The sequence below is a fragment of the Micromonospora sp. NBRC 107095 genome (genome assembly GCF_030269705.1).
In the GTDB taxonomy this organism is placed as follows: domain Bacteria; phylum Actinomycetota; class Actinomycetes; order Mycobacteriales; family Micromonosporaceae; genus Micromonospora; species Micromonospora parva.
In genome coordinates, this window is the sequence record NZ_BSTU01000007.1 from 69,127 (window position 1) to 84,517 (window position 15,391).

Below are 15,391 nucleotides of genomic sequence, written 5' to 3' on the forward strand. Positions count from 1 at the left end.
TGGTGGGGCGACGCCCGGACTCCGGCGCGCTCGACCGACCTGTCTTGGCCTGCACGTCATCGGCGACGAGCGGCCCGAAACACGTCCTAGCGGCTGATCCCGACCAGTTCGGCGATGCGGGTGAGGGGTTCGGCGTACGTGGGCCAGTCGAGGCCATCGACACTGAGCGTGGGGCGGCGGCGTACGCCGTCCACCGCGCCCGCGCCCACTACCGCGCTCAGCAGGTCGTACGACCAGGCCGGCTCCAGCAGCCTACGGAGCTCGGGCACCTCGGGGCGGAGCAGTGACAGCGCGCCGACCAGGGCGGCGGCAGCCCAGTTCGAGGTGCCACCGACGAGTAGGGCGTCCGCGCCCACCACGCACCGGATCCGCTCGCCCGCGGCGACCACCCGCTCGACCAGGTCCGCCGGCAGGCGGCCCATGCCCAGTTCGTTGCCGCCGTCGCCGATGCCGATCCGGAAGGCAGACCCGGAGGTGTAGAGCTGGTCAAGGGGTGCCGTGTGTGCGCCGATGTCCTCGCCGCGCATGTTGCGCGGCCGACCGTCCACCCCGGGCCCGACCCGTTCGCAGGCGATGAGGTGCGTCAGCTGGCTGTACTCGGGGATTCGGGCGGCGGCCCAGTCCTCGTACCCGCGCAGTGGCGCGACGTCCACCGGCAGGTTGGGCGCGGTGGCGGCGACGGCCGCCTCCAGCACGGGGGCGCAGGGCTCGTCGGTGACGAGCCGGCATCGGCCGCCGAGAAGGCGCAGCGCGACGGCGATCTGGACCGCGCCGAGCGGGCCGTCGGTTTCCGCTGCGGGTGGGTCGGCGCCGGGGATGAAGAACCCGGTGAAGACGGCGGCGTCGGGCGGCCCGGCGATGGCGAGCGACCGAGCGGCGGTGAGCAGTCCACCGGCCGCCGGCGCGGCCAGCGCCTCGCTGCCCCGGCCCACCTCGCGCGACGCGACGCGCTCCAGTTCGGCGATCGTCTCTTCGATGCGCACCGCGTGCCTCCCCGGTCACAGTGGACCGACCCAGGGTAGCGGTGTGCCACCACGCTGCGGATCGAGTGGAGCGAGCGCAAGAAGACTGCCCAAATCGATGGCGAACTCGAATCTTCACCCCGAAAACCGTTGACGTGCTGTCAGGTCGGGGCAGTTATGGGCTACACGCTGACAGTTGTTCGCGTCGGTCGGCGGTGGGAGCGTGCGGTATCCACGAACGCCGCTGAAGGGTTGCCACGATGACCGACGACCTGCTGGCCCGGCACCGGGCCGTGCTCCCGTCCTGGATGCCGTTGTACTACGCCGAGCCGATCGAGCTGGTGTCCGGCTCGGGCCGCCGGGTCACCGACGCGCAGGGTCGCAGCTACCTGGATTTCTTCGGCGGGGTGCTGACCAACATGATCGGGTACGACATCCCGGAGATCCGGGAGGCCGTCGAGCGGCAGTTGGCCACCGGCATCGTGCATACCTCGACGCTCTACCTGATCCGCCAGCAGGTCGAGCTGGCCGAGAAGATCGCCCAGCGCTCCGGCATCCCGGACGCCCGGGTGTTCTTCACCAACTCCGGCACGGAGGCGAACGAGGCGGCGCTGCTGGTCGCCACCAACCACCGCCGATCGCACCAGGTCCTGGCCGTACGCAACAGCTACCACGGTCGGTCGTACGCGGCGATGGGGGTCACCGGCAACCGCAACTGGTCGGCCAGTGGCCTCAACCCGCTTCAGGTGGCCTGGCTGCACTCGGGTGACCGGGTGCGCGGGCTGCTGGCCCGGCTCAGCCCCGACGAGCAGGTCGACGCGGCGGTGGAGGACCTGCGCGAGGTGCTGGCCACCCAGACCGCCGGTGACGTGGCCGCGCTGATCGCCGAGCCGATCCAGGGCGTGGGCGGGTTCGTGCACCCGCCGGACGGGCTCTTCGCCGGCTGGAAGAAGGTCCTCGACGAGCACGGCATCCTGTTCATCGCCGACGAGGTGCAGACCGGCTGGGGGCGTACCGGGGAGCACTTCTGGGGGTACCAGGCGCATGGCGTCACCCCGGACCTGCTCACCTTCGCCAAGGGCATCGGTAACGGGTTCGCCCTCGCCGGGGTGGTCGGCCGGGCCGAGGTGCTGGAGTCGGTGGCGGCCATCAGCTTCTCCACCTTCGGCGGCAACCCGATCTCCACGGCGGCCGGTAACGCGGTGCTCGACTACCTCCTGGAGCACGACCTCCAGGCGAACGCGGCCCGCGTCGGCGCGATCCTCGCCGGTGGCCTGCGGTCCGCGGTGGGTGGGCTCGACTGCGTCGCCGAGGTACGCGGAAAGGGGCTGATGCTCGGCGTCGAGTTCGTCCGGCCGGGCACCAGCGAACCGGACCCGGCGTTGACCAACCGGGTCTTCGAGGCCGCTCGGGAGGGTGGTCTGCTGGCCGGCAAGGGCGGCCTGCACGGCAACGTGCTGCGGATGGGTCCACCGTTGACGCTGACCGAGGCGGAGGCCCGGGAGGGCTTGGCGATCCTCGTCGACGCGATCCGCTCGTGCGCGGGGGTGGCGGCATGAGCATCGGTCACTTCGTCGACGGCAAGCGGGTCGGCGGCACGTCGGCGCGACGCGGCGACGTGTTCGATCCGGCGACCGGTCGGCGTACCGCCGAGGTCGAGCTGGCCTGCACCGCGGACGTCGACGTCGCGGTGCAGGCCGCCGCCCGCGCGGCGCGAACCTGGCGGGACGCGTCGTTGGCGAAGCGCTCGGCGGTGCTGTTCGCCTTCCGGGAGTTGGTGCACGCCCGCCGGGACCGGCTCGCCGAGGTGATCACCGCCGAGCACGGCAAGGTGCTCGCCGACGCCGCGGGCGAGGTGCAGCGCGGCCTGGAGGTCATCGAGTACGCGTGTGGCCTGCCGTCGGCGCTGCGCGGCGCGTTCAGCGAGAACGTGTCGACCGAGGTCGACTCGTACACGATCCGGCAGCCGCTCGGGGTGGTGGCGGTGATCTCGCCGTTCAACTTCCCGGTGATGGTGCCGCTGTGGTTCGTGCCGGTGGCGGTGGCCTGCGGCAACGCGGTGGTGCTCAAGCCGAGCGAGAAGGACCCGAGCGCGGCGCTGCTGCTGGCGGAGTGGTTCGCCGAGGCGGGCCTGCCCGACGGGGTGCTGAACGTGGTCAACGGCGACAAGGAGGCCGTCGACGCGCTGCTGGAGCACCCGGAGGTGCGGTCGGTGTCGTTCGTCGGCTCCACCCCGATCGCCCGGTACGTCTACCAGCGCGGGACGGCCGCCGGTAAGCGGGTGCAGGCGCTCGGTGGGGCGAAGAACCACATGGTGGTGCTCCCGGACGCCGACCTGGACCTGGCCGCCGACGCGGCGGTCAACGCCGGGTTCGGTTCGGCGGGGGAGCGGTGCATGGCCATCTCGGTGCTGGTGGCGGTGGAGCCGGTGGCGGACGCGCTGGTCGAGCGGATCGCCGAGCGGATGGCCGGTCTGCGTACCGGCGACGGCCGACGGGGCTGCGACATGGGCCCGTTGGTGACCGCCGCGCACGCGGCGAAGGTGCGCTCCTACGTGGACGAGGGTGTGGCCGCCGGCGCGGTGCCGGTGGTGGACGGGCGGGACGTGACGCCGGACGGCGATCCTGACGGCTTCTGGCTCGGCCCGACGCTGTTCGACCGGGTGACCCCGGATATGTCGATCTACACCGACGACGTGTTCGGGCCGGTGCTGAGCGTGGTCCGGGTCGGCTCGTACGACGAGGCGGTGGAGCTGGTCAACGCCAGCCCGTACGGCAACGGCACGGCGATCTTCACCAACGACGGCGGGGCGGCCCGGCGCTACCAGCACGAGGTGGAGGTGGGCATGGTCGGGATCAACGTGCCGATCCCGGTGCCGATGGCGTACCACTCGTTCGGTGGCTGGAAGTCGTCGCTCTTCGGTGACCTGCACGCCCACGGTGAGGACGGGGTGCGGTTCTTCACCCGGGGCAAGGTCGTCACCAGTCGCTGGTTGGATCCCCGGCACGGCGGGGTCAACCTCGGGTTCCCCACCCAGACCTGAGCAGTCGCAGCACGCCCGCCCCGGCCAGGTACGCCACCAGCGCCGGGACGGGCGCGCCGAGCGGCTCCGGCGCCTGCTGCGGTGTGGCGCTGTTGACCAGCAGCGCGGCCACCACGGCGGCGTAGCCGGCCACCGCCGACGCCGCCCGGGCGGGGCTGCCCCGACCGGTCCGACGCCCGGTGCGGTGCCGGCCGCTGCGCGCCTCCACCGGACCGAAGATGGCGACAAGCGCCACCAGGACGGCGCTGAGCAGCAGCAGCCAGGGCACCCGCCAGGCCCACCAGGCGGCCGTGCCGACCGCCGGGGTGGGCAGTGTGCCGACCGCGTCGAGCGTCCCGATCAGCAGGATCGCGGCAGTGAGGTGCCAGAGGAAGACGGTCAGCACCACCAGGTTGAGCCCGATCACCAGCTGCCACGGCCCGGTGCGCCGCAGCAGCCGCTCCGCCGGGCCGCGCAGCAGCAGGATCACCCCGAGCTGGCCGGCGGCGACGGCCAGCAACGCGAGGCTGGGCGGCGCGCTGTTGTCGAACCGTTCGTCGGGCACCTTGAGCATGACCACCGGCCACGGGCCGAGCACGGTGAGCAGCAGCGCCGCACCCGTCCCGGCCGCCAGGAACACCAGGCCGGCCCGGCGGGAGGTGGGCAGCCGTCGTCGGCGTACCCCGGGACGGTCGGGCGGCGACGGCCCGGCGGCGTCGGTCTCGGCGGGTGGTGGCGCGGTCTCGCCGGAAGGGCCGGTCGCCGGCTGCGGCGGCACGGCCCGACCGGCGGGCGGTGGCACGGTGCGGGTGTCGTGCCAGGCGAAGCCGAGCTGGTGGACGGCGAGCCAACCGAACAGGTAGTTGCCGTAGCTCAGCACTTCCGGCCCGTTCAGCCGGCCGAGGTCGCCGAGGCCGACCAGGACGAGGAGCGCCAGCGGCACGGCCAGGCCGAGACGGCGGTGCAGCGCGTACATCGCTGGGGTGAGCACGACCGCCGCCAGGTAGGCGACCAGGAACCAGAGCGGAATGGTGGCGAACCAGAACACCTCCCGGATCCGGGTCGGCTCGGCACCCAGCAGCCAGGCGACCGCCGCCGCGGCGGTGAGCACCAGCAGCAGCGTGCTGGTGGGGCGGACCAGGCGGGCGCTGCGGTCGATCAGCCAGCCGGGTGCGTCGCCGCCACGGGCCCGCAGCCGGGTCAGTGAGGCCGCGTTGGCGTACCCCCCGACCAGGAAGAAGACCGGCATGACCTGGGCCAGCCAGGTCAGCGGGTACGCCCAGCGCAGGTCACCGAGTGCGGAGTGACCGGTGGCCTGCCCGGCGGCGTCGCGCCCGATCACCGTGACGGTCCAGTGTCCGAAAACGACCATGGTGATGGCGAGCGCGCGGAGCAGGTCGACGTACCGTTCCCGCCCAGCCGGGGTGTGCTCGGCCAGCTGGCGCAGACGGCGCATCGCCTCAGGTTAGGCGACCCGGCGACGGCTGGTGGTGATAACGGTTCGACCGTCAGGACTTGAAGTCCGGGCCCGGCTGTCGTAGAAATTCTTCAGCAACAGAGCATGAACTGAAGAGAATCACCGCGCCTCGCGCGGCGGACGCCTCCCCCCACACCGGCGACCGCCCGACCCGACCCGAGGAGAACCCATGAACAGGCGTGACATCCTGCGGCGCAGCGCCGCCGCCGGCCTCCTGGCCACCCCCGCCGCCGGCTTGCTGTCCGGCTGCGCCACCAGCGGTGGCGGTGACAAGGACGATGCCGAGACCTACCAGGGCACCAAGAGCGCCCAGAACCCGCTCGGCGTGAAGGAGGACGCCCCACTCGAGGTGGTGATCTTCGGCGGCGGGTTCGGTGAGGAGTACGCCAAGGCCCACGAGGCCATGTACACCGAGAAGTACCCGAAGGCGAAGATCAAGCACTCCGCCACCCAGGAGATCAGCAAGACTCTTCAGCCACGCTTCGTCGACGGCACCCCGCCCGACGTGGTCAACAACTCCGGCTCCGGCCAGATCGACTTCAACGGTCTGGTCAGCCAGAACGCCCTCGCCGGCCTGGACGAGCTACTGGCCGCCCCGAGCCTCGACATCCCCGGCAAGACGGTCAAGGACACCCTGCTGCCCGGCGCCGTCGAGGTCGGCTCCTACGACGGCAAGTTCCTGGTGCTCAACTACACCTACACCGCCTACGGCATCTGGCACTCCGCCAAGCTCTTCGCCGACCGCGGTTGGTCGTACGCGAAGACCTGGGACGACCACATCGCGCTCTGCAAGCAGATCAAGGCCGCCGGCATCGCCCCCTGGACGTACGCCGGCCTGCACCCGCGCTACATGAGCTGGCCGCTGATCTCCACCGCCATCAAGCTCGGCGGCCCGTCGGTGGCGACCGCCATCGACAACCTGGAGCCCAACGCCTGGAAGTCCGACTCGATGCGGACCGCCGCCGACGCCTGGCACCAGATCGTGAAGGACAAGTACATCCTGGACGGATCGTCCGGCCTGGACCACAAGCAGTCGCAGACCGCCTGGTGCCAGGGCAAGGCCGCCTTCATCTCCTGCGGCTCCTGGCTGGAGAGCGAGCAGAAGGACGTCACCCCGGCCGGGTTCAACATGACCATCGCGCCGACGCCGAGCCTGGGCAGCGGCGACAAACTGCCGTTCGAGGCGATGCGGGGCACCGCCGGGGAACCGTTCATGGTGCCCGCCAAGGCCCGCAACGTCGCCGGCGGCCTGGAGTACTTCCGGACCATGCTCTCCAAGAAGGGCGCCCAGGACTTCACGAAGAAGGTCGCCAGCCTCACCGTGGTCGCCGGGGCCACCGAGGGCGTCGAGCTGCCGTACGGGCTGAGCACCGTGGTCAAGGCCCTCGACGCGTCCGGCGCCAACGGCTTCAACTGGGTCTACAACAACTTCTACCGCAAGTTGGAGCGCAACCTCGTCGACGCCGCGTGCGGCGAGTTCTTCAGCGGCCGCATCGGCCCCGCGGAGTTCCTCGAGCAGTGCCAGAAGGGCGCCGACTCGATCGCCCAGGACAGCTCGATCAAGAAGTACAAGCGAGCGGCCTGACCGCCCGGCCGGTGGGGGAGACACTCTTCCCCACCGGCCGTACCCCCTCGGAGAGGTCCAACTCGTGAAACATGGCAAGTGGCCGCTGATCGTCACGTTCCTGGTGCCGCCGGTGCTGCTGTACGTCTTCTTCGTCGTCTCGCCGTACCTGCAGGCGTTCCAGATCTCCACCACCGACTGGCTCGGCTACTCCGCCGACGCGAACCCGGTCGGCCTGGCCAACTTCAAGGCCCTCTGGCACGACGACTACGTGTGGAACGCGCTGAAGAACAACGTGATCCTGTTGGCTCTCGTGCCGGTGCTGACCATCGTGCTGGGGCTCTTCTTCGCCACCATGCTCGCCATGGGCGGGCGCAAGGGCAGCGCGGGCGTGACCGGCGTACGCGGTGGCGCGCTCTACCGCACCGTCTACTTCTTCCCGCAGGTGCTCTCCGTGGTGATCATCGCGCTGCTCTGGAAGGAGGTGTATCACCCCAACAAGGGGCTGCTGACCAGCGCTCTGCACGGCCTCGGCCTGCCCTCGCCGACCTGGCTCGGCGACCCGGCAACCGCCTTCTGGTGCGTCCTGGCGGTGATGGTGTGGAGCAACGTCGGCTTCTACGTCGTGTTGTTCGGCGCGGCGATGTCGGCAGTGCCGAAGGAGATCTACGAGGCGGTGCTGCTCGACGGCGCGTCCCGGTTCACCACGCTGCGCCGGGTCACCCTGCCACTGCTCTGGGACACCGTTCAGGTCGCCTGGGTCTACCTGGCCATCTTCGCCCTGGACGGGTTCATCCTGGTACAGCTGATGACCAACGGCGGCCCGAACTTCTCCACCGACGTGATCGGCGTACGGATGTACGACACCGCCTTCGGCAGCGAGACCAAGTTCGGCTACGCCTCGGCGATCGGCGTGGTGATGTTCTTCCTGACCCTCTCGGTGGCGGTGCTGTCGCTGCGCATCGGCCGGCGCGAACGGATCGAATACTCGTGACCACTCTGGATCAGCCCACCGCTACCGCCCCGACCCCGGTCGTCCGCCGGGACCGCCCGGTGCGCCGGGAACTCGGCGTGGCCAACACCCTCTCGCACGGCTTCCTGCTGATCTGGGGCCTGCTCACCGTCCTGCCACTGCTGTGGATGTTCATCAGCTCGTTCAAGACCAACGGTGAGATCCTCGCCGACCCGTGGAGCCTTCCCGGCGCGTTGCACCTGGACAACTGGGCGCGGGCCTGGACTGGCGCGCACATCGGCCGGTACTTCCTGAACAGCATGGTGGTGGTCGCCGGTTCGGTCAGCCTCACCATGCTGATGGGGGCCACCGCCGCGTACGTCTTCGCCCGCTACGAGTTCCGGGGCCGTCAGGTCGTCTACTACCTGTTCGTCGGCGGCCTCATGTTCCCGGTGTTCCTCGCCCTGGTGCCGCTCTTCTTCGTGGTCCGCAACGCCGGCCTCTTCAACACCTGGCTCGGGTTGATCCTCGTCTACGCGGCGTACTCGCTGCCGTTCACGGTGTTCTTCCTGACCGCGTTCTTCCGCACCCTGCCCACGTCGGTGGCGGAAGCCGCGCTGGTCGACGGCTGTGGCCACTTCCGGCTCTTCTTCCGGGTGATGCTGCCGATGGCCCGTCCGGGACTGATCAGCGTCGCGATTTTCAACTTCCTCAGCCACTGGAACCAGTTCCTGCTGCCGCAGGTGTTGTTGCAGGGCGACGAGTCCAAGTGGATGCTGGCGCAGGGGCTGTTCGCGCTCTCGGTCAGTCAGGGCTACGCCGGTGACTACGCCCGGCTCTTCGCCGGGCTGAGCATCGCGGTGCTCCCGGTGCTCGCCGTGTACGTGGCGTTCCAGCGTCAGGTGCAGGCCGGCCTCACCGCCGGTCAACTCAAGTAGAACGCCCATCCGCCGACCGATTCCGATCACCACGTTCAGTAACCGGACACGCCTCGTCCCTCGCCCGCTCGCCCCTCGCCCTCGCCCCCTCGCCCCCTCGGCCGTCCGAGTCGACCCGCCGCGATCCCCGGCCTCGCCGGACCCACCCCGGCGTGACCAAGATCCGCGCAACTTCGGTGAAACTGCTCCCTCGCCGCGCCGTGAGGCAGCAGTTTCCCCGAAAGTGCGCGGATCTTGGTCATGCCTCGGCGCGGGTGGGTCATGCCGGGGTGGGGAAGAGGCGGGCGTGCAGGGCTGCGGGGTCGGTGACCTCGGGTAGGCCGCGGGCGGCGAGCCAGGCCGCGGCGGCGGCCCCGTCTCCGGCGGTACGCACCGGCGCGTCCGGCCAGCGTCCGGCGATCTCGGCCCGGACGGCGGTGGCGAGCGGGGTGTCCGCGGTGAGCAGGCCACCGCCGAGCACGATGGGTGTCACCGCCCCGGCGGTGCGGATGCGACTCACGCTCTCGGTCAGGTGCGCGGCGGCTTCGGTGATCAGCGCGCCGGCGACCGGGTCGCCGTGGGTGGCGGCGTCGACGACCAGCGGTGCGAGCCGGGCGAGTTCGACGGGGGGTCGACGGGTCACCGTCTGGATGGTGGCGTCGACGGTGTCCCGGGGGCGGGCGGCGACGTCGGCGCTGCCCAGCAGTGCGGTGAGGACGGCCGTGGCCAGCGCGCCAGGAGCACGCCCCGCGTCGAGGTCGGCGAGCAGCCGGCGCACCGCTTCCCGGCCGAGCCAGAAGCCCGAGCCGGCGTCGCCGAGGAGCCAGCCGTGGCCGTCGGCGATCCGGTCGAGCCGCAGATCGTGGACCTGCGCGGTGATCGCCCCGGTGCCGGCGATGAGGATGGTGCCGTCCGGGGCGGCGGTGCCGGAGGCGTAGGCGACCAGGGCGTCGCCGTGCACCTCGTACGGGCAGCGCAGACCGGCGTCGCGCCAGGCCTGGTCGAAGGCGGCCCTTCCGGTCGGGTCGGCGAGCAGCCGGCCCGCCCCGGCGAGACCGATGGTGCCTGCGGCGGCCCGCGCCGGGTCGACGTCGGCGAGCGCCTCGCGCAGTGCGGTCAGCAGTTCGGCGGCGGCGCGTTCGGCGCCGTGACTGGTGGGGTTGCCGCCGCCGGCGCGGCCGGTGCCGACGCGGTGGCCGGTGAGGGTGAGGACGGTCGCCCGGGTGGACGTACCGCCGACGTCGAGACCCACCACGACGGTGTCGGACATCGGCACGGGTCTCCTTGCATGGAACGGCGGTCTGGCTTGTTCATGCTGGTCGGCGGCGTGGTGCGGGGCAAGTGGTGGGGGCCGTGCGGGGCTGTGCGCCGGGTAACAGTTTGAAAACTTCGCCCACAGTCTTGACATAGAGGGGCGTCTAGTAAGAACTTTTACCACTAACGGTTAACAGTCTTTTCCGAAAGTTGAGGCGACTCATGGTTGATCACGAGGTGGACACCGCCGCTGGGACCGCGGTGGTCGACGCCGACGTGATCGACCGCAGAACCTCACCCTCCGACGGGGTGCTGGCACGGGTGCGCAACGGGCTCGGCGAGTTGACCGGCGCCCTGCACCGGGTCGCCGAGCACGTGCTCAGCGACCCGGAGGCCGCCGCCCGATCGACAATCGTCGAGCTGGCCGAGCGCAGCGGCACCTCACCGGCGACCATCACCCGGTTCTGCCGGGCGATGGGCTTCGAGGGGTACGCCGACCTGCGACTGGGCATCGCCTCCGAAACCGGGCGGGCGCGCTCGGCCGGTTGGACTGTCGACATCGGACGGGAGATCCAGCCGAGCGACCCGCTCGCCCGGGTGCTCGACCAGATCATGGCCGCCGACACCCGAGCCATGCACGACACCGCCACCCTGCTCGACCTCGGCGAGGTGGAGCGGGCCGCGGTGGCGATCGCCGGTGCCAGCCGGGTCAACATCTTCGGCGCCAGCGGCAGCGCCCTGGTCGGCGAGGAGATGCAGTTCAGCCTGCACCGCATCGGGGTGGCGGCGTGGGCGTGGAACGACGTGCACGAGGGGCTGGCCAGCGCCGCCCTGCTGCGACCGGGGGATGTGGCGCTCGGCATCTCGCACACCGGGCAGACCCGGGAGACCATCGAGATGCTCGCCGAGGCGGGCAGCCGGGGCGCCACCACGCTCGCGCTCACCGGCTTCCCCCGCTCGCCACTGGCCGAACTGGCCGACATCGTGCTGCTCACGGCCAGCCAGGCGACCACCTTCCGGCCGGACGCGCTCTCCGCCCGGCACCCCCAGCTGGTGGTGCTCGACCTGCTCTACATCGCCGTCGCCCAACGCACGCACGACCGCGCGCACGCGGCCTTCCGGCGGACCGCACAGGCCGTCGACGGCCACAAGGCGGCGAAGGGAGCCCATTCATGATCAGCGCCCAGGGGTACGCGGACGCCGTCCGCCCGGTGCTCGACCGGCTGCTCGACTCGGAGGCCGACGGGATCACCCGGGCCGCCGACCTGATCGCCGCCAGCCTGCGCGGCGGCGGCGTGCTCCAGGCGTTCGGCGCCGGGCACTCGGAGGCGTTCGCCGCCGAACTGGTCGCCCGGGCCGGCGGGTTGGTTCCCACCAACCGGCTCTCGGTACGGGACCTGGTGATGCACGGCGACGCCCCGCGCGACGTGCTCGCCGACCCCAAACTGGAACGTGATCCCTCCATCGCCCACCAGATCTACGCGCTCGCGGCGCCCCAGCCGCGCGACGTGTTCGTGGTGGCGTCCCAGTCCGGCATCAACGGCTCGGTGGTCGAGCTGGCGGCGCTGGTCACCGAGCGCGGTCACCCGTTGATCGCGGTCACCTCGGTCGAGCACACCGCACGGGTGGCGCCACGGCACCCGTCCGGGCATCGGCTCGCCGACCTCGCCGACGTCGTGCTGGACAACGGCGCGCCGTACGGCGATGCACTGCTGCCGCTCGAGGGCGGCGGCGCGGTCTGTGCGGTCTCCTCGGTCACCACGGCGCTGCTGGCGCAGCTGCTGACCGCGGAGGTCGTACGACGGTTCCACCAGGCCGGAGAGGTACCCCCTATCTACCTCTCCGCCAACGTCCCCGGAGGGGACGAGCACAACCTCGCCCTCGAGTCGCGGTACGCCGGGCGTCTCCGGCGTACCGCCTGACCCGAATTCCACAAGGAGAGACGACGATGTCGATTACCCCCGAACACCCGGCCGCACTCGACCGTCGCACGGTGCTGCGTCGCGCCGCCGCCGTGGGCATGCTCGCCACTCCGGCCATCGGTCTGCTCGGCGCCTGCGCCACCAGCAGCAACGACGGCGACAACGAGCAGGTCGGCGGCGGTACGAAGAGCGAGAAGAACCCGCTGGGCGTCAAGGAGGACGCCGCGATCGAGGTGGTCATCTTCAACGGTGGCTACGGCGAGAAGTACGCCACCGACGTGCACGAGCCGCTGTACAAGAAGGCGTTCCCCAAGGCGGAGGTCAAGCACCAGGCCACCCAGGCCGTCTCCACCGTGCTCCAGCCGCGGTTCGCCTCCGGTAACCCGCCGGAGTTCGTGAACAACTCGGGCGAGAAGCTGATGGACTTCGGCGCGCTCGTCGCCGACGGTCAGCTCCAGGACCTCACCGAGCTGTGGGACGCGCCGTCGGTCGACGACCCGGCGAAGAAGGTCCGCGACACGGTGGTGCCCGGCACCATCGAGGCGGGCTCGTTCAACGGCAAGCCGTACGTCCTGTACTACGTCTCCACGGTCTTCGGCATCTGGTACTCGGGCAAGCTGTTCAAGGACAACGGTTGGGCGCCGGCGAAGACGTGGGACGACTTCATCGCCCTGCTCACCTCGATCAAGGCCAAGGGCATCACCCCGTACGGCTACGCCGGGGCGAACGCGGCCTACTACCAGTGGAACGTGATCCTCACCCACGCCGCCAAGATCGGTGGCACGGACGTCCTGAAGAACATCGACAACCTGGAGGACGGCGCCTGGAAGCAGGACGCCGTCAAGCAGGCGGCCGCGGCGTGGGCCGAGGTCGGAGCGAAGTTCAGCGACAAGAGCTTCGAGGGCCTCAAGCACACCGACGTGCAGCTGCGGCAGAACCAGTACAAGGTGGCCCTCTACCCGAGCGGTGACTGGCTGGAGGGCGAGCAGAAGCAGGACACCCCGCCCGGCTTCGAGTACCAGCTGATGCCGGTGCCGAGCATGTCCTCCTCGGACAAGCTGCCGGCCACCGCGCTGCGGGCCACCGCCGGTGAGGGCTACTTCGTCTCGGCGAAGAGCAAGAACCCGAAGGGCGGCCTGGAGTACATGCGCCAGATGCTGTCCAAGGAGGGCGCGAAGGGCTTCACCGAGGTGGTCAAGGCCCCGACCGTGGTCACCGCCGGTTCGGAGGGCTTCGCCTTCCCGCCCGGTGTGGCCAGCTCGCAGGCCGCCCTCAAGGCGGCCGGTAACGACGTGTTCAACCTGTACTTCGACGGCTGGTACAAGGAGCTCGACACGGAGGCGCGGACCGCCACCAACGAGCTGATGTTCGGCCGGATCAACGCGGACGCCTTCGTGGAGCGGATCCAGAAGAAGGCCGACGCGATCAAGAAGGACAGCTCCGTCACCAAGTTCAAGCGCTGATCGAACGGAGCTAGGGTCATGCGGCACGGCAAGTATCCATTCGTGATCGGGTTCCTGTTCGCCCCGGTCGCGCTGTACGTGACATTCGTGATCTGGCCGTACGCGCAGGCGTTCCAGATCTCGATGACCAACTGGCGGGGGCTCTCCGCCCCGCAGTGGGTGGGCTTCGACAACTACCGGAGGCTGCTCGACGACGGGGCCTTCTGGAAGGCGGTCCAGCACCACGGCGTACTGCTGCTTGCCCTGCCGCTGATCACCATCGCCATCGCCCTGTTCTTCGCCTTCCTGCTCAACGTGGGCGGCAAGAGCAGCGGTGGCCAACGCCAGGGGGTCTGGGGGGCGAAGTTCTACCGGGTGGTGTTCTTCTTCCCCCAGGTCCTGGCGGTGGCCATCATCGCGGTGTTGTTCCAGATGGTGTACCGGCCGAACGAGTCCGGTCTGATCAACGGCGTACTGATGAAGTTCGGCCTGGAGCCGATCCTCTTCCTGGTGAAGCCGAACCTGGCCCTCTGGTCGATCATCGCGGTGCTGGTCTGGCAGGCGGTCGGCTTCTACGTGGTGCTCTTCTCGGCGGGGATGGCCTCCATCCCCGGTGAGATCTACGAGGCCGCCGAGATGGACGGGGCGTCGAAGGTGACCCTGTTCTTCCGGGTCACCCTGCCGCTGCTGTGGGACACCCTCCAGGTGGCCTGGGTCTACCTCGGGATCGCGGCGTTCGACGCGTTCGCCATCGTGGCGGTCCTCTCGGTGGACGGTGGCGGCCCGGACGGCGCCACCACCGTGCTGGCCATGGAGATCTACCGCAACGCGTTCGTCTACTCGAAGTACGGCTACGCCTCGGCGATGGGCGTGGCGTTGTTCTTCCTCACCCTCACGTTCGCGGCGCTGACGCTGCGGCTCACCAAGCGGGAAAGCGTGGAGTACTGATGAATCCGCAGTCGACGCTGCCGCCCCCGGCGGCGCTGCCGCCGAAGACCGGTGACCCGTCCGCCCCCGCCGGGCCGGGGCGCAAGGGCCCCCGCTCGGAGGTACGGTTCTTTGCCAGCCTGGGGCACGTCGCGCTCGCCGTCTGGGCGGTGATCGTGATCGTGCCGATCCTCTGGACCTTCCTCGCCGCGTTCAAGAACACCAGCGAGATCTTCAGCAGCCCGTGGACGCTCCCGGCGGAGCTGCGCTGGGAGAACTTCTCCCGGGCCTGGACGAAGGCGCACGTCGGTCGGTACTTCCTGAACAGCGTGATCGTGGTGTCGTGCAGCACGTTCCTCACCATGCTGCTCGGCTCGATGGCCGCGTACGTGCTGGCCCGCTACAAGTTCTGGGGCAACCGGGCGGTCTACTTCCTCTTCGTCTCGGGGCTGGCCTTCCCGGTCTTCCTGGCGCTGGTGCCGCTCTTCTTCGTGGTGAAGAACCTGGGTCTGCTGGACACCCACACCGGTGTGGTGCTGGTCTACACCGCGTACTCGTTGCCGTTCACGGTGTTTTTCCTGGCGGCGTTCTTCAAGACGCTGCCGTCGTCGGTGGCCGAGGCGGGGATGATCGACGGCTGTGGGCACAGCCGGCTGTTCTTCCAGGTGATGATGCCGATGGCGAAGCCGGGCCTGATCAGCGTCGCGATCTTCAACATCATCGGTCAGTGGGCGCAGTACCAGCTCCCGTTGGTGCTGCTCTCCAACGCCAAGGACAAGTGGGTGCTCACCCAGGGCATCGCCGACATCTCGGTCAACGCCGGCTACGAGGCGGACTGGTCCGGGTTGTTCGCCGCGCTGACCATCGCCATCCTCCCGATGATCATCGTGTACGCGGTCTTCCAGCGGCAGATCCAGGCCGGCCTCACCTCCGGCGCGGTCAAGTAGCCGCC

13 protein-coding genes are annotated in these 15,391 nt (G+C 70.2%); 10 read left to right on the forward strand and 3 right to left on the reverse strand.

All coding sequences use genetic code 11. The annotated features are described in order from the left end of the window. Nucleotides 1-86: 86 nt before the first annotated feature. Entirely contained in the window at nt 87-983 is an 897-nt protein-coding gene (locus QSK15_RS28885; RefSeq protein ID WP_285797207.1) for a glutamate cyclase domain-containing protein, read from the reverse strand. 239 nt (nt 984-1,222) lie between these two features. Between QSK15_RS28885 and QSK15_RS28890 the strand changes: the two genes are divergently transcribed. Both QSK15_RS28890 and QSK15_RS28895 read left to right on the forward strand, forming a co-directional pair. Continuing rightward, the gene (locus tag QSK15_RS28890) at nt 1,223-2,521 is read left to right on the forward strand and encodes an aspartate aminotransferase family protein (RefSeq protein WP_285797208.1); all 1,299 of its coding nucleotides are present in this window, start codon (nt 1,223-1,225) and stop codon (nt 2,519-2,521) included. Continuing rightward, the gene (locus QSK15_RS28895; protein ID WP_285797209.1) at nt 2,518-4,005 is read left to right on the forward strand and encodes a CoA-acylating methylmalonate-semialdehyde dehydrogenase; all 1,488 of its coding nucleotides are present in this window, start codon (nt 2,518-2,520) and stop codon (nt 4,003-4,005) included. The genes QSK15_RS28890 and QSK15_RS28895 overlap by 4 nt, the downstream gene beginning before the upstream one ends. On the opposite strand, the gene QSK15_RS28900 is transcribed toward QSK15_RS28895, so the two are convergent. Continuing rightward, nucleotides 3,977-5,440: an acyltransferase family protein gene (locus QSK15_RS28900; protein ID WP_285797210.1), complete on the reverse strand. Its 1,464-nt coding sequence runs from the start codon at nt 5,438-5,440 to the stop codon at nt 3,977-3,979. The two genes, QSK15_RS28895 and QSK15_RS28900, sit on opposite strands and share 29 nt — an antisense overlap. A gap of 190 nt (nt 5,441-5,630) precedes the next feature. On the opposite strand from QSK15_RS28900, the gene ngcE (QSK15_RS28905) reads away from it, so the two are divergent. The 3 genes from ngcE (QSK15_RS28905) (at nt 5,631) to QSK15_RS28915 (ending at nt 8,915) form a co-directional block, all read left to right on the forward strand. After that, nucleotides 5,631-7,046 (forward strand): N-acetylglucosamine/diacetylchitobiose ABC transporter substrate-binding protein, encoded by a 1,416-nt coding sequence (gene ngcE, locus QSK15_RS28905; RefSeq protein WP_285797211.1) that lies wholly within the window; start codon nt 5,631-5,633, stop codon nt 7,044-7,046. Nucleotides 7,047-7,110: 64 nt separating this feature from the next. Beyond that, the gene (locus tag QSK15_RS28910; protein ID WP_030337772.1) at nt 7,111-8,019 is read left to right on the forward strand and encodes a carbohydrate ABC transporter permease; all 909 of its coding nucleotides are present in this window, start codon (nt 7,111-7,113) and stop codon (nt 8,017-8,019) included. Continuing rightward, nucleotides 8,016-8,915 (forward strand): carbohydrate ABC transporter permease, encoded by a 900-nt coding sequence (locus QSK15_RS28915; protein WP_285797212.1) that lies wholly within the window; start codon nt 8,016-8,018, stop codon nt 8,913-8,915. Before QSK15_RS28910 ends, QSK15_RS28915 begins: the two co-directional genes overlap by 4 nt. Before the next feature lie 259 nt (nt 8,916-9,174). Here QSK15_RS28915 and QSK15_RS28920 read toward each other — a convergent pair whose 3' ends face one another. After that, nucleotides 9,175-10,164 (reverse strand): N-acetylglucosamine kinase, encoded by a 990-nt coding sequence (locus QSK15_RS28920; RefSeq protein ID WP_285797213.1) that lies wholly within the window; start codon nt 10,162-10,164, stop codon nt 9,175-9,177. A gap of 206 nt (nt 10,165-10,370) precedes the next feature. On the opposite strand from QSK15_RS28920, the gene QSK15_RS28925 reads away from it, so the two are divergent. From QSK15_RS28925 to QSK15_RS28945, 5 genes are read left to right on the forward strand one after another with little or no spacing between them, the layout of a single operon-like run. Then, the gene (locus tag QSK15_RS28925; protein ID WP_285797214.1) at nt 10,371-11,324 is read left to right on the forward strand and encodes a MurR/RpiR family transcriptional regulator; all 954 of its coding nucleotides are present in this window, start codon (nt 10,371-10,373) and stop codon (nt 11,322-11,324) included. After that, the gene (locus tag QSK15_RS28930) at nt 11,321-12,070 is read left to right on the forward strand and encodes a sugar isomerase domain-containing protein (RefSeq protein ID WP_285797215.1); all 750 of its coding nucleotides are present in this window, start codon (nt 11,321-11,323) and stop codon (nt 12,068-12,070) included. Before QSK15_RS28925 ends, QSK15_RS28930 begins: the two co-directional genes overlap by 4 nt. Nucleotides 12,071-12,096: 26 nt before the next feature. Further along, nucleotides 12,097-13,533, forward strand: a complete 1,437-nt coding sequence (ngcE, locus tag QSK15_RS28935) for an N-acetylglucosamine/diacetylchitobiose ABC transporter substrate-binding protein (protein WP_285797216.1) — start codon at nt 12,097-12,099, stop codon at nt 13,531-13,533. 18 nt (nt 13,534-13,551) lie between these two features. Then, nucleotides 13,552-14,460 (forward strand): carbohydrate ABC transporter permease, encoded by a 909-nt coding sequence (locus tag QSK15_RS28940; protein WP_030337778.1) that lies wholly within the window; start codon nt 13,552-13,554, stop codon nt 14,458-14,460. Next, the gene (locus tag QSK15_RS28945; RefSeq protein ID WP_285797217.1) at nt 14,460-15,386 is read left to right on the forward strand and encodes a carbohydrate ABC transporter permease; all 927 of its coding nucleotides are present in this window, start codon (nt 14,460-14,462) and stop codon (nt 15,384-15,386) included. The genes QSK15_RS28940 and QSK15_RS28945 overlap by 1 nt, the downstream gene beginning before the upstream one ends. Nucleotides 15,387-15,391 lie beyond the last annotated feature (5 nt).